This window comes from Cellvibrio sp. BR (assembly GCF_000263355.1).
GTDB lineage: Bacteria > Pseudomonadota > Gammaproteobacteria > Pseudomonadales > Cellvibrionaceae > Cellvibrio.
Genome location: NZ_JH668202.1, coordinates 108,643 through 123,583, shown reverse-complemented (window position 1 = coordinate 123,583; position 14,941 = coordinate 108,643). Strand labels below are relative to the sequence as shown.

General features: G+C 50.9%; 7 protein-coding genes. 5 read left to right on the top strand and 2 right to left on the bottom strand.

Annotated elements, in window-relative coordinates:
* Positions 1-99 precede the first annotated feature (99 nt).
* The 5 genes from O59_RS10810 (at position 100) to O59_RS10790 (ending at position 12,166) form a co-directional block, all read left to right on the top strand.
* On the top strand, positions 100-2,265 hold the full coding sequence (locus O59_RS10810) for a type I secretion system permease/ATPase (protein WP_050977041.1): 2,166 nt from the start codon (positions 100-102) through the stop codon (positions 2,263-2,265).
* A complete protein-coding gene (locus tag O59_RS10805) occupies positions 2,265-3,704 on the top strand; it encodes an HlyD family type I secretion periplasmic adaptor subunit (RefSeq protein WP_007642510.1) in 1,440 nt (479 codons plus the stop codon). The genes O59_RS10810 and O59_RS10805 overlap by 1 nt, the downstream gene beginning before the upstream one ends.
* The gene (locus O59_RS22235; RefSeq protein ID WP_007642509.1) at positions 3,704-4,297 is read left to right on the top strand and encodes a response regulator transcription factor; all 594 of its coding nucleotides are present in this window, start codon (positions 3,704-3,706) and stop codon (positions 4,295-4,297) included. The genes O59_RS10805 and O59_RS22235 overlap by 1 nt, the downstream gene beginning before the upstream one ends.
* 157 nt (positions 4,298-4,454) lie before the next feature.
* Positions 4,455-11,711, top strand: coding sequence for a retention module-containing protein (locus O59_RS21690; protein WP_040392205.1), 7,257 nt, complete (start codon positions 4,455-4,457; stop codon positions 11,709-11,711).
* Between the two features lie 125 nt (positions 11,712-11,836).
* Positions 11,837-12,166 (top strand): hypothetical protein, encoded by a 330-nt coding sequence (locus O59_RS10790; protein ID WP_007642507.1) that lies wholly within the window; start codon positions 11,837-11,839, stop codon positions 12,164-12,166.
* A 35-nt stretch (positions 12,167-12,201) separates the two neighbouring features.
* On the opposite strand, the gene O59_RS10785 is transcribed toward O59_RS10790, so the two are convergent.
* Both O59_RS10785 and O59_RS10780 read right to left on the bottom strand, forming a co-directional pair.
* Positions 12,202-14,148, bottom strand: a complete 1,947-nt coding sequence (locus tag O59_RS10785) for an EAL domain-containing protein (RefSeq protein ID WP_040392203.1) — start codon at positions 14,146-14,148, stop codon at positions 12,202-12,204.
* A 55-nt stretch (positions 14,149-14,203) separates the two neighbouring features.
* A complete protein-coding gene (locus tag O59_RS10780; protein ID WP_198284789.1) occupies positions 14,204-14,926 on the bottom strand; it encodes a transglutaminase-like cysteine peptidase in 723 nt (240 codons plus the stop codon).
* Positions 14,927-14,941: the final 15 nt, after the last annotated feature.

The window sequence follows — 14,941 nt, the reverse complement described above, 5'->3', positions numbered from 1 at the left end:
CGCCTGCTGGTCTATGCAATCATTTGCTAGGCTTGAGCGAATAGGGCGGCTTGTGTAAACAGTCGCCCGCGTTGTTCGATTTTATGTCCCGGAGCCCCAATGACCCTTGATGTTCAACTCCCCCCGGATACTGCGAGCGTACCAGCGGGCCCTTTGGTTGACTGTTTGTTATTGGTGGCACGCGCGCACCACATCAGCTGTACGCGTGAATCCCTCTTGGCGGGCTTGCCGCTGGATAAGTCCGGTCTGACTCCATCCTTGTTTGCACGCGCCGCCAAACGTGCTGGCTTAACCAGCAAGTTGGTGGCGCGCTCACTCCCTGAGTTAAATAGCGCGTTATTTCCTGCGATTTTATTGCTCAATAATAATCAGGCGTGCCTGTTGCTCGAATTGAGTGAAACGGGTGCGCGGGTGATTTATCCAGAGTTGGGCGAGGCGGTTGTTGAGCTGGGGTTCGATGACTTGGCCGGGAATTACACGGGGCGCGCAATTTACGTGCGCCCGCAAGAGCGCTTTGATGCACGCGCCGCCGATATCAGCAAAACCAGCACACGCAAACATAAAGGGGCGCACTGGTTTTGGAGTGTGATTGGCGAGTACAAATATCTTTATCGCGATGTATTACTCACCGCACTGCTGATCAACTTTTTTGCATTGGTCTCACCGCTGTTTGTGATGAATGTGTACGACCGTGTGGTGCCTAATCACGCGACGGATACGCTCTGGGTATTGTCGGTCGGCATGCTAATTGCCATTAGTGCTGATTTTGTATTGCGCATGATGCGTGCATGGTTTGTGGATCTCGCCGCGAGCCGGGTGGATGTTACCTTGTCGGCGACAATTATGGAGCGCGTGCTGGGCATGAAGTTGTCCGAACGTCCAGCATCGGTCGGTTCGTTTGCTGCTGGCTTGCAGTCGTTTGAATCCATCCGCAATTTTATTTCTTCCGCCACCATTTTGGCCTTGGTGGATTTACCTTTCGTTTTGTTATTTTTATTGGTGGTGTTGTTAATTTCATGGCCGCTGATATTACCTATTGTGGTGGGTGTATTGCTGGTGATTATTTACACCGCTGCCGTGCAGAAAAAAATGCAAATACTCACCGAAAATTCCATGCAAGCATCGGCGCAACGCAATGCAACTTTGGTGGAAAGCTTGTCGGGTTTGGAAACCATAAAAACCTTGGGCGCAGAAGGGCGCATGCAGGTGATTTGGGAAAAATCCACACTGGTGTTATCGCGCGTGGGGGTGAAAATGCGCATGCTGTCCGGTTCGGTGGGCAGCAGTACTCTTTGGATTCAACAAGCAGTATCCGTCGTTATTATTATTGTCGGTGTATATCAAATTATTGAAGGCAACCTCTCGCAAGGTGGTTTGATTGCCGCCTATATGCTCGCTTCACGCATCATGGCGCCGGTGGGGCAAACGGCCGGCTTGCTGATGCAATATCATAGTGCTGCGACCGCCTTGACGGCGCTGAATGAAATCATGGAAAAACCGGTTGAGCGACCATTGGATACGCAGTGGATCAGTCGCCCGCGGTTACAAGGTGCGATTGAATTTAAAAAAGTAGCATTCAATTACCCGCAAGATGAGCGCGAAGTGCTGCGCGATGTCTCGTTCAAAATTAATGCCGGTGAACACGTGGCGATTTTGGGGCGCAACGGCTCCGGTAAAACCACACTGGAAAAATTAATTGCCGGATTGTATGCGCCGAGTGCGGGGACTTTGTTGATTGATGGCATCGATATTCGCCAGCTCGACCCCGCCGAATTGCGCCGCAATATTGGTTGTGTATCCCAGGATGTAAATTTATTTTTTGGCAATTTGCGTGAAAATATTGCCATGGGTGCACCTCATGCCAGTGATGAAGCTATTTTAGAAGCGGTGCGTTTGAGCGGGTTGACCGACTTTGTCAATCAGCACCCTATGGGCTTGGCCATGCCGGTGGGTGAACACGGTCAGTTATTATCCGGTGGTCAACGCCAGTCGGTGAGCATCGCCCGCGCTTTATTAAACGATGCGCCGATTTTATTAATGGATGAACCCACCGGCGCTATGGATCACACCAGCGAAGAAGAATTTAAACGCAACCTGCTGCAATTCGCCGAGCACAAAACCTTAATTGTCATTACCCATCGCACCTCGCTGCTGGAATTAGCGAATCGCATTATTGTGATTGATGCAGGAAAAATTGTGGCCGATGGCCCTAAAGAGCAAGTGGTGGAAGCGTTGCGCCAAGGCAGAATCGGGAGGGCGTCCTAATGAGCCAACCGACAACTGTAACGCCGGTTTCGCGCGATAAAATGTTATTCGAAAAAGTGGGGCGCTGGTTGGATAAATTAGGTCTGCCGGCCAGCCGATTTATCGACAAACTTTATGCCCGTTGGCTCGATCCATTGCATGAGCAGCCGAAAGATTGGGTAACAGATTCCGATTGGGCGCGGCTGCAGCAAGAGCCGATAAAAGCGCGTGCACTACTGCGTGTGATTGCATTCATTATTTTTCTGTTATTGCTCTGGGCTGCTTTTGCGCCGCTGGATGAAGTGGCGCGCGGTGAAGGTAAAGTGATTCCCTCGTCGCAACTACAGGTGATTCAATCCTTTGACGGTGGTGTAGTACAGGAAGTGTTGGTGCGTGAAGGGCAAGTGGTTGAGAAAGGCGATTTATTATTGCGTATTGATCCAACCCGCTTCATTTCAACCTTCCGTGAAAATCGTGCGGAGTTTTTATCGCTGCAAGCACGCGCGGCACGTTTGCAATCATTGACCTCCAATACTCCGCTAGTATTTCCCGATGATTTGTTGACAGACGCACCGGATATTGTGAATCACGAACGCAGTTTGTATGAATCCAATCGCAAGGAATTGGATGAGCAACTTGCAATTGCGCGCAGCCAATTGGATCAGCGCTCGGAAGAATTAAACGAGGTGCGCGCAAAGCTGACGCAAGTGACTCGCGCGCTGGAATTATCCACACAAGAATTGAATGTTACCAAACCGCTGCTGGCGAGCGGTGCGATTTCTGAAGTGGAAATTTTGCGTTTGGAAGGTGAAGTTTCCATGGCGCGCGGTGAACGTGAACAGGCGCTATCGCAAGAGTCCCGTTTATTGCTGGCGGTGGAAGAATCGCGCGGTAAATTGCGTGAAACAGAATTATTAGCCAGTAATAAATGGCGCAACGAATTATCGGAAGTGTTGAGCAAAATTGCTTCCTTATCGGAGTCTAGCACTGGCCTTGCCGATAAAATTAAATACGCGGAAATCCGCTCTCCCGTGCGCGGTACGGTGCAACGGGTATTTACCAATACGGTTGGTGGTGTAGTGCAACCAGGGCGTGAAGTGATCGAGATGGTACCGCTGGATGATCAGCTCATCGTAGAGGCAAAAGTATCACCCAAAGATATTGCGTTTTTGCACCCAGGGCAGGAAGCGATTGTGAAATTCACCGCTTACGATTTTGTTGTTTATGGTGGATTAAAAGGCAAAGTGGAACACATCAGCCCGGATACCATTACCGATGAAAAAGAGCGTACGTTTTATATTGTGCGTGTACGCACTGAGCGCGCAGGTTTTGACCCTACCTTGCCGATTATGCCCGGCATGATGACGCAGGTAGATATTCTTACTGGCAAGAAAACGGTGTTGGCTTATTTGCTCAAACCGGTTTTACGCGCCCAACAAAATGCGATGACGGAACGATAATGCATCAGTTGTTTGTTGCTCCTGCCCACATACGTTCGCCGCACTGGTTGCAGGCATTTCCCCATGCGCAGATTGTTGATGATTTGGCCGGGGTTGATGCACGCGGTTTGGTGTGGTTACTGTTGGGTGGTATGCAAAGTTTTGCACAGATACACACACTGAATGCGGAGGGTTTTAAAGTTATCGCCATGACCGCGATAGAACAAACGGCTGAAGCGCGCAAAGCGCTGGAAGCGGGTGCCAGTGGTTATGTGCATTATTTAGCTGTGCCTTCGGTGCTGGAGCAAATCGCCCAATCGGTCGCGGTGGGGGGCGTGTGGATGGGTGCTGATTTGATGCGCCAATTGATCTTGGGCGCACAACGTTTAGCACCTATTGTTGCGCTGCCCAGCGCAGATTTGAATTTACTGACTGGCCGCGAGCGTGCCGTGGCCGAGTTGGTGGCGGCAGGAAAAACCAATAAAGAAGTTGCGCGTGAACTGGATATTACCGAGCGCACCGTAAAAGCACATTTGGGCGCCAGTTTTGAAAAGCTGGGTGTTCGCGACCGCCTGCAATTGGCGTTGGTCTTCTCCAACAACGCTAAAGCCTGATTTAGTCCTCCTTTCCCTTCCTTATTCCAAAACGGTATCTAAAAAAATACTGTTTATTGTCCTTTAGTCCAATGGCGCTAATTTCAACTGTCGCTAAACTCCGCATATCACCAGTGTTTTGTGAGCTAGTTCACCTTTTATGGATTGGGAGTTAAGTATGAGCAATGCCGTTGCCACTGTAGCCTTTCTTCAAGGACAAGCCTGGGCCAAGTCACCCGATGGCAGCCTCCGCCCCTTAACCGTAGGTGCTGTACTTAACGACAATGAAATTCTGGTAACGGCGGAGGGCGCGCGCGTTGAGTTGGATATTGGCGGTGTAGAAGCACTGGTAATCAACGGTGGGCAGGAAGTCGCCATGAGCCGCGACATGAACCCGCAAAGCGCGACATCGGCCGATGAAGCTTTACTTGACGACGCCAGCGTGCAACAAGTTTTGGCTGCTTTGGAACAAGAAGGCGACTTGCTTGAGGAGTTGGAAGAAACGGCTGCAGGCGACAACTCTGCCACCGGTGGTGGCTCCAACAGCTTTGTACGCTTGGATCGAATTGCTGAAGCAACTAATGACCAGGATTTTGATTATGGGATTTCGGGTCAAGCTGAAATAGCTCAGGTCGTTACTGATGGCGAGTATGTTAATCGTGCTCCACAAATTGCAGATCAGCTCTTCAGCACAGACGAAGACACGCTACTGACCGGCCAAATTATTGCCACAGACGTAGAAGGTGATCTGTTGACCTATATGCTTGCGACTCCGCCTGCCAATGGCACCCTGCAATTAGATCCTGTCACCGGCCAATTTACCTTTACTCCCAACGCGAATTACAACGGTGCAGATAGTTTTGTCGTCACCGTGACCGACAGTAGTGGCAACAGCAGCACGGCGACTATTTCATTGAATATCGCACCCGTTAACGATGCTCCCGTATCTGCCGATCAGACGCTCACTGTGGATGAAGATACCCAGCTTAGTGGTCAAATCGTCGCCAGTGATATAGAAGGCGACGCATTGTCCTATACGGTTACGACCAACCCGTTGAACGGTGCCCTGACCCTGAATCCTGCCACCGGCAGTTTTATCTACACCCCGAATGCGAACTACAACGGCAGCGATTCGTTTGTAGTGACCATCAGTGATGGCAATGGTGGAACGACTACGAGCACCGTGACTATCGGTGTAACTCCGGTTAACGACGCGCCGACTGCTAGCGACTTGAGCTTGACCACCAACGAAGATCTAGCGGTTCCCGGTCAAATCATCGCGAGCGATCTTGATGGCGATACTTTGGCTTACGCCGTTTCCGGCGCGCCGACTAACGGTTCGGTAACACTGAATCCCGCGACTGGCAGTTTTATCTACACCCCGAATGCGAACTACAACGGCAGCGATTCGTTTGTGGTGACCATCAGTGATGGCAATGGTGGAACGACGACGGGCACCGTGACTATCGGTGTAACTCCGGTTAACGATGCGCCAACTGCCAGCAACCTGAGCCTGACCACCAATGAAGATGTCGCTGTTCCTGGGCAAATCATCGCGAGCGATCTTGATGGCGATACTTTGGCTTACGCCATTTCCGGTTTGCCCACCAACGGTGTGGTAACCCTGAATCCCGCTACTGGCAGTTTCATCTACACCCCGAATGCGAACTACAACGGCAGCGATTCGTTTGTCGTGACCATCAGTGATGGCAATGGTGGAACGACGACCAGCACCGTAACGATTGGTGTAACTCCGGTTAACGATGCGCCAACTGCCAGCAATCTGAACCTGACTACCAACGAAGATGTCGCCGTTCCTGGGCAAATCATCGCGAGCGATCTTGATGGCGATACTTTGGCCTACGCCGTTTCCGGCGTGCCGACTAACGGTGTGGTCACGCTGAATCCCGCTACTGGCAGTTTTATCTACACCCCGAATGCGAACTACAACGGCAGCGATTCGTTTGTCGTGACCATCAGTGATGGCAATGGTGGAACGACTACGAGCACCGTGACTATCGGTGTAACGCCGGTTAACGACGCCCCGGTTGCGAGCGACCTGAGCTTGACCACTGACGAAGACGTGGCAGTTCCCGGTCAAATCGTCGCCAGTGATGTTGATGGCGATACCTTGGCTTATGCCGTTTCCGGCTCGCCGACTAACGGTTCGGTGAATCTGGATCCTGTTACCGGCAGTTTCATCTACACCCCGAACGCCAACTACAACGGCAGCGATTCGTTTGTCGTGACCATCAGTGATGGTAATGGTGGAACGACGACCAGCACCGTAACGATTGGTGTAACTCCGCAAAACGATGCGCCAACTGCCAGCAATCTGAACCTGACTACCAACGAAGATGTCGCGGTTCCTGGGCAAATCGTGGCGAGCGATCTTGATGGCGATACTTTGGCTTACGCCGTTTCCGGCGCGCCGACTAACGGTGTCGTAACGCTGAATCCCGCTACTGGCAGTTTTATCTACACCCCGAATGCGAACTACAACGGCAGCGATTCGTTTGTGGTGACCATCAGTGATGGCAATGGTGGAACGACTACCAGCACAGTGACTATCGGTGTAAATCCGCTCAACGATGCGCCAGTCACCATTGCTGACAGTATCACTGTCAATGAAGGCGGCACTGCGACGCTGCTAGAGTCGGGTGCCAGCAGTGTATTGGCTAACGATTCGGATGCTGAAAACAGCCCGCTGTCGGCGATCCTCGTGTCCGGGCCCGCGCACGGCACTCTGACGTTGAACGCGAACGGTACCTTTAGCTACACCCACAACGGCAGCGAAACCACCAGCGACAGCTTTACCTACCGCGCTAACGATGGCACCAGCAATGGCAATATTGTTACGGTACAAATCGCGATTACCCCGGTTAATGATGCCCCTACCGCGGTAAATGACACAGCCAATGTTGACGAAGGTAGCTCGGTCGCCGTGGCCGTGCGTACTAACGATTCCGATCCCGAGGGCGGTATTCTGTCGGTGGTATCTGTCAGTCAGGGCGCCAATGGCTCAGTCGTTATCGACGCGGTTACCGGAAATCCGATCTACACCCCGAACGCCGGTTTTTCAGGTAATGACAGCTTCACTTATACCGTTCAAGACCCATTGGGTGCGACCGCCACCGCGACGGTCAATGTAGTGGTCAAAGCCAATGCCCCGAGCGTGCTTGTGCAAGACCTCGATTCCGGCCCTGAAGATAACGATGTTACTGGCAATGTGCTCACCAACGACACGGACGCAGATGACACCCTGACAGTTGCAAGCTTTCAGGTCTCCGGATTGGGCAGCTTTACCGCAGGCCAAACGGCGGTCATCGCTGGTGTCGGAAACCTGGTGTTGAATGCCAATGGCTCATATGTGTTCGAGCCAGAGGCTAATTGGCATGGTGCTGTTCCCCAAGTGACCTACACAACCAACACTGGTTCTTCCAGCACCTTGGATATCACCGTTACGCCAGTGAATGATGCTCCCGTTGCTGTGGACGATTTCTATACCATCAATGAAGACGAGGCTTGGAGTATGCCTCTACCGGCTTCGGGTCTGGTCACCAATGACTCCGATCCGGATGGCGATTCATTGCGGGTAGTCATCCTGGAGAATGCTGTTAATGGCACATTGAGTGTTGTTTCAGGAAATCTGGTATTCACGCCGACCGCTGAGTTTAGCGGCACAGCGAGCTTTGATTACCGCATCACCGACGACAAGGGTGGAGTGGATAAAGGCACTGTGTTTATCAACGTGGTGGCAGTTGATGATCCAACACAGGCGATTGATGACGTCAAAACCGTTGCCGAAGGCAGCAACGCAATTGGAAATGTGTTGACCAATGATGTTGACCCGGACACTACTCCCCAAGTGGCCAGCTTTGTTATCAATGGCACAACCTACAATGCCAATGAATCGGTGAACCTGGCTGGAGTGGGTACTTTCACCCTGTTGGCCAATGGCGACTACACCTTTGTACCTGCCGACATTAATTTCAACGGCGCAGTACCCACAGTAACTTACACCACCGATACCGGTGCAAGTGCAGACCTGAACATCACCCTGACGCCAGTCAATGACGCACCTGTGGCGGTAGACGACACCTTTACGATCACTGTGAACACCACGCTGTCGCTGCCTATGCCCTTGTCGATTCTGGTCGCCAATGACACAGATGTGGACAACGATACATTGCGGGTGACTACAGTGACCTCTGAAGCCAACGGCACTCTCCAGGTCGTTGGTGGAAACCTGGTGTTTACGCCTACACCGGGTTTCACAGGCGTTGCCAGTTTTACCTACATAGTGACGGATGATAAAGGTGGAGTTGACTCAGGCAGGGTCAATATCAATGTGGTGGCCGCGCCTAACCAAGCACCTGAAACAAACACACTCAATGTTTCTGGCGATGAAGACACCCTGATTACCATCAACCTGGCTGGCAGCGATAGCGATGGTTCGGTCGCGGGCTATGTCATTAAATCTCTGCCAGCGAATGGGCTCCTGTATAGCGACGCCGCTATGACCACCCTGATTGCGGTTGATGATCTGGTAAGTGGGCCGGTCTACTTCAAACCCGATGCTAACTGGAACGGTTCCAGTCAGTTCGACTATGCTGCGCGCGACGACAAAGGTCTGGATGATTCGACCCCAGCTACGGTGAACATTAGTGTTAATGCTGTAGCAGATGCCGCCGTAGTAGGCAGCGGCGCAGGTACTGTGAAAGAAGATTCGCCCGCTCAATCCACTGCGGCAGGAACCCTCTCCATCACAGATCCGGATGCAGGCGAAGAAGGCTTTGAGGTGCAATCCAATACGGCTGGCACCTACGGCAGTTTCTCCATTACCAGCACCGGTGATTGGACTTATAACATCGACAACAGCAAGGCAAATGTCCAACAACTCAAAGAGGGCGAGACCAAAACCGAGACATTCACCGTCAAGAGTATCGACGGCACCACCAGTTCAGTGGTGATTACTGTCAAGGGTACTAACGATGGCCCAACGGCAAATGCCGATACCGCCACAGTGGTACAAAATCAGGTACTCACCCTGACGTCAGCCCAGCTTTTGGCTAACGACACAGACCCTGATTCAGACACCCTCAGCATCCAATCTGTGCAAGATCCGGTTAACGGCAGCGTAAGTATTGTGGGCGGCAATGTGGTATTTACCCCCACCGCGGGCTATAGCGGCCCGGCATCTTTTACTTACACCGTTAATGATGGGCAGGGCGGAACTTCAACGGCGCAGGTTAATATCAATGTGACCGCTGTGAATACACCGCCAGATGCGGTTAACGACAATCCTGTTGGCGGCGGAACGGCTACCGGTTTGCATTCTGAATATTTCGGCTATCGCCAAGGTACCGACGGCTCCAATTTGGCCTCACTGGAACAGGTAAAAGCCTATATTGATGGCCGAGTGCCGAGTGCGACGTTTACCGCCACTACCCTCAATTACAACCCGGGTAATTCATTCGACAGCAACCTGGGTGCTGGCACCAACTTGCAAACCTTCCTGGGTTCCGATGCGGCGAGCTTGAGTACCGATCCTGCAACAACAAGCGATGCGATTATTCGTATGAGCGGTTTTATCGAATTGGATGCAGGTACATACAATTTTCGGGTGTTGGGCGATGACGGTTATCAAATTAAAATTGATGGCGTCACTGTTGCTGAAGTTGCCGCAAACCAAAGCGCCACTACCCGTGTTCACCCGACATTTACCATTGCGACGGGTGGTATTCACACCATCGAGATCGTTTATTGGGATCAGGGTTATTTCGCACGCTTCACTGCAGAGTTGAGTGATGACGGCGGCATGACTTATCAGCCATTCAACAGTTTTAACAGCTACAAAACCGCCAATTTGGTGGCCACAGAGGACACTCCCTTTACCATCACTGCCGCAACCTTGCTCGCGAATGATTCGGATGCAAATAATGACGGTTTGACCTTGCACAGTGTGCAGGGCGCCGTGAATGGTTCTGTGGCTATAGCCGGCGGTAATGTGATTTTTACGCCGAACGCTAACTATGTGGGGCCAGCGTCTTTCACCTACACCAATAGCGATGGTCGCGGCGGCTTTGACACCGCCAGCGTCAATCTTGTTGTGTCTCCGGTGAATGATGCGCCGGTCGCCGTTAACGATAATCTCGTTGCCGCGAGTAACTCCACACTCACCATCACCCCAACCAGTTTGCGCGCAAACGACATAGACGTTGATGGTGATATTTTGCAAATTGTCGAGGTTGATAACGCGGTCAATGGCACCGCCATTATCAATGGTGCAGGCAATATCCTATTTACCCCGACTCTCGGCTTTGAAGGCAGTGCGAGTTTTACCTATACCGCGCGCGACAACGGTGGAATTACCACCACCGCTACAGTGAACCTTGCCGTGGGCAGTGCAAGTGCGCCATCGGTAGTGGTGAGTAAATCGCTGGTAGTGGTTGCACAGGGCACTGGCGGAACCAGCGTGAAATTCCCCATTACTACCAAGTTGGTGGATACCGATGGTTCAGAAACGCTTTCCATCAAAGTCAGTGGTGTACCCACAGGTTTAAGCTTTAATGCTGGCACTAACCTGGGCGGCGGCGTGTGGCAGTTTGCGGCGGCTGATCTTCCCAACCTGATGTTAAATTTACCGGGCAGTTACTCCACTAACTCAACCAGCCTGACAGTGCAGGTCACCTCTACAGAAGCAAATGGTGGATTTACGGCTAGCACAACAAGTGTCGTAAATTTGAAAGCGGCTTATACAACGGTTGATGTCTCAACGACTGAATCGGGTAACTTTACAGGCTCCTCTGCCAGTGAACATATTCAGGGTGGTGCAGGCAACAATACGATTAACGCAGGCAATGGCAGCAATGTTGTTCGCGGCGGTGCGGGTGATGACAACCTGAGTGCAGGTACCGGCACAGACATCATCTACGGCGGTAGTGGCAACGATGTGATCAATAGCGGTAATGGCAATGATCGTCTTATTGGCGGTGCTGGCAACGACACCATGAGTGGCGGTAATTCGAGCGAAAACTTTGTGGATATATTTGCCTGGAGTTTGGGCGATCAAGGCACTGCAGGTTCACCGGCGGTGGACACTATCCAAAATTTTTCGACCTCTGCGGCGGGTAGTAATGGTACAGGCGGAGATGTATTAGACCTGCGCGATTTATTACAGGGCGAGTCTGTTGGTGCATCAAATAGCGCGGGTAACCTCACGGATTATTTGCATTTTGAAGTAACCGGCGGCAGCACTATTGTGCATATCAGTCACACAGGTGGTTATGCCGGTGGTGGTTTTGATAGCGCACAGACAAGCCAGCAAATTGTATTGAGTGGTGTGGATTTGCAATCGCTTTATAGTGGCGCAACAACTGATCAGCAAATTATTACGCAATTGCTCAACAATAATAAATTGATCACCGACTAAAACCCTGCGCTAAAATCCCGCTAGCGATAGCGGGATTTTTTTGCGGTGCTTCTTTACACAGCCACTTTTTTACACAGCCACTTTTTTAGTGGGTTATTTGTTGCAGGGTTTTTTATAGGATTGCTATGTATATTAAACGCAATAACCAAGGTGAGATTGTCGCACTGAGTAAAGTAGCAGCACCGGATTTTGCTGAGCAATTACCAGAAGATGATCCGCAAATCATCGCTTTTTTGCACAGTGCAAAATCTGCCGAGCAGTTGGCGCTGGAGCAAACCGATACTGCTATGGCGCGGGTATTGGAAGACGTGGTGGGTCTGCTGGTAGAGCAGGGTGTTATTCGCTTTACGGATTTACCCTCTGCCGCGCAAGATAAACTACTCGCGCGGCGCGAACTGCGAGGCAAACGCCAAGGTATTGATTTGCTGGACGACGGCGATCATTTGCCACTGTAATTTTTTATCGTTTTAATACCTTAATACACTGGCCGCTATTGCACCTGCGGCCCTGTCACAGCATCAATCCCCAAATTAAACAGCGCTTGCTGTTCTGCATCGGTTTGTACACCCTCTGCGATCATCGTTAACCCAATAGAGTGACCTAATACACACAGGCTTTGTACAAAAGCTTGATTGCTCAGGTGGCTATCAATATTGCGAATAATCGCACTATCAATTTTCAAGAATGCCAAGCCCATTTCTTGTAATTGATCAAAGCGGGTAAATTCAAGGCCCACATGTTCCAAGCCAATATGGCAACCAAATTTACGTAGTTGCGTGGTAAAAATACGTAACTCATCGGCGTGGCGCAGGATACAAGTCTCGGAAAATTCCAACCATAATTGCTGGGAAATGGCGGTGTGTTGTGCAATTAATTCCAGCGCTTGTTCACGGAAGCTCGCACTGCACAATGCCGCTGCCGAGACATTAATTGCCATGGCCTGAGGCGCAGTGCGCGCCATGTTAGTCAACTGTGTCAACGCCATGCGTAATACCGCTAAATCGATATTGGACATAATGCCAAGGCGCACCGCCCAAGGGATAAAATAACCCGCCGGTTTTTGCTCGTTATCCAGTTGTAAGCGCACAGCGGTTTCATCGTGAATTAATTCGCCCTGTGCATTGCGCACTGGAAATTTCACTAATGCGATTTGCTGGCTGGTTAGCGCGTGTTCGATAGAGTCGCGCCACTGGCTTAAATTTTTGGAAACAGAGTTGGGGTGATCGTTATCGCGAATTACCACCGCGCGGTTGCCTTTTACTTCTGCCTGCGCGAGTGCACCGTCTAATTTATGCAGTAGGTCGGCGCGTAGGTCGCCGTGTTGGAAATTGCATAGCGCCATGGGCAAACCAATTTGCGCGTGACCGGTGGCGATTAATTGAAAATTCAATTGTTGGGAAATATCCGCACTTACAATATCAATTGGCGTATCAGTGGGAATTAATAGGCAAAAATCACTGCCATTCAAGCGCCCGGCATAACTGGCTGGATAGCGGCGAGTAATATCGCTAAATACACTGGCAATGGCGCAGAGTAACTGATCCACCTGATGGTGGCCTAATTGACTGTTGAGTTGTTGCAGCCCCATCACTCGTGCAATCACTACTACGCCGTGTTCCTGTGCCTCTTCTTGCGTTAATTGTGCGTCGAACAAATGCAAAAAATGGGTGCGATTGGCAATGCCGGTGAGTGCATCGGTTTGCGATTCGCGGCGCAGCAGCTCCAATTGCCGCGCCTCTTTTTCCAGCATTTGTTTTACGCTGGTAGAGAGGCGGTTCATGGCCCGTACCAAGCGCTGAAATTCTTTGGTTTTTGGCTCTTCCGAGACAATAAAACGGCGCTCGCCAATGGCTTCGGCCTGGCTGACAACCACATCCAGTGGGCGCGAAATATATTTCAAAATCAGGCTGCCAATCAGGCCACTGAGCAAGGTAGCAAATAAAAACCACTCCAATAAATCGCGGGTATTTTTCCACAGTGCTTCCAGTGCGTAACCGGAATGGCTTTTTACTACCAGCGTACCGGCTTGCTGCCAGCCGTCCTGAATTTGCGCAATGCCGGGTGCTGCATCAAAATTAATTTGTTTGGCAAACCATGCGGGTACCCGTGGATTCCCGTTATTTTCGGTGGTTGATGAAGTGTTATTGTTTTCAAAACGCCGCGCCACAATCGCCTGTTTGTTGATGTCCTGAAAAATAATGTATTCGTAGTGGCCTGAATCAAATTGCGCAGTGATCAATAGCTCCAGGGTTACTGGATCTTTATCCGGCATTTGCGATATCGACAGTGCGAGCGAATTGGCATTGTCGATATTTTTCAGTCGCAATTGATCTTGCAAATAAGTTTTTGCGGTGAGGGTGCTAATCACAAAATTTCCGCCCAGTGCTAATAGCAGCAGGGATAAAATCCCGATCCATAATTGTTTAATTAATGACATGCTCATGCCTTTTGTTTTTCAAATACCGTTAGTAAAAGATTCATGTTTGCGTTCATTAAAATCCTTCTTCGCGTACACGCATCAACAGATCGCGCCAGCGCGATAAACGCGCGGTAGGGTCCGCTTGGGATTGCACACTATTGCCTACCCATAATCCTTCACTGTTAAAACTAAATACCGGGTTTAAATCCGGCCGTTTGCTGGCCGGTTCAATACGAGTAATTAAATTATCCAAAATCAGTGGTTCTGCATTCGGGCTGCTGTAATAGCCCAGCACCATATGTGCTTGAAAGCGTTTGCTATGCAGCCCACCAATTTGTGCGCGCACATAAATCAGGCGCAATTGTTCGGTGGGGATTCCCAATTCCAACAGGCTCAGGTATTTGGCGATAGTGAAATCTTCACAGTCACCGGCGCGCAGGCCCAGGGTTTCGAGCGGTGTGGCCCAGTAATCGGATTTCTGCCAGAGGGTTACATCGTCGCTGTAGCGAACGTGGCGATTAAAAAAATCATTTACCTGCGCGATTTTTTCCACATCAGCGAGTGGTTTACTGCTATCCAGCATGCGATTCCAGGCACCGAGCAATGCCACACCATCATCGCCATAACGGCTCTGCATCAGTGTCTGCATTTTTTGTGATTGCAGTTCAGCGACTACCAGTAGTGTGGAGCAGAAGGTAAAAAAAATGACCAAGCAGTAGCGCGCCACCCGTTTAACGGGGTGACCTAAGCGTGTTGCAGAGTGAAGCCAATGGCGGTTAACCCGGAGTACTGGCATGCAGTAGTTCCGCAG

Coding starts and splice junctions, on each gene's coding strand:
- O59_RS10810 (WP_050977041.1), top strand. CDS start 100: ATGACCCTTGATGTTCAACTCCCCCCGGATACTGCGAGCGTACCAGCG.
- O59_RS10805 (WP_007642510.1), top strand. CDS start 2,265: ATGAGCCAACCGACAACTGTAACGCCGGTTTCGCGCGATAAAATGTTA.
- O59_RS22235 (WP_007642509.1), top strand. CDS start 3,704: ATGCATCAGTTGTTTGTTGCTCCTGCCCACATACGTTCGCCGCACTGG.
- O59_RS21690 (WP_040392205.1), top strand. CDS start 4,455: ATGAGCAATGCCGTTGCCACTGTAGCCTTTCTTCAAGGACAAGCCTGG.
- O59_RS10790 (WP_007642507.1), top strand. CDS start 11,837: ATGTATATTAAACGCAATAACCAAGGTGAGATTGTCGCACTGAGTAAA.
- O59_RS10785 (WP_040392203.1), bottom strand. CDS start 14,148: ATGTCATTAATTAAACAATTATGGATCGGGATTTTATCCCTGCTGCTA.
- O59_RS10780 (WP_198284789.1), bottom strand. CDS start 14,926: ATGCCAGTACTCCGGGTTAACCGCCATTGGCTTCACTCTGCAACACGC.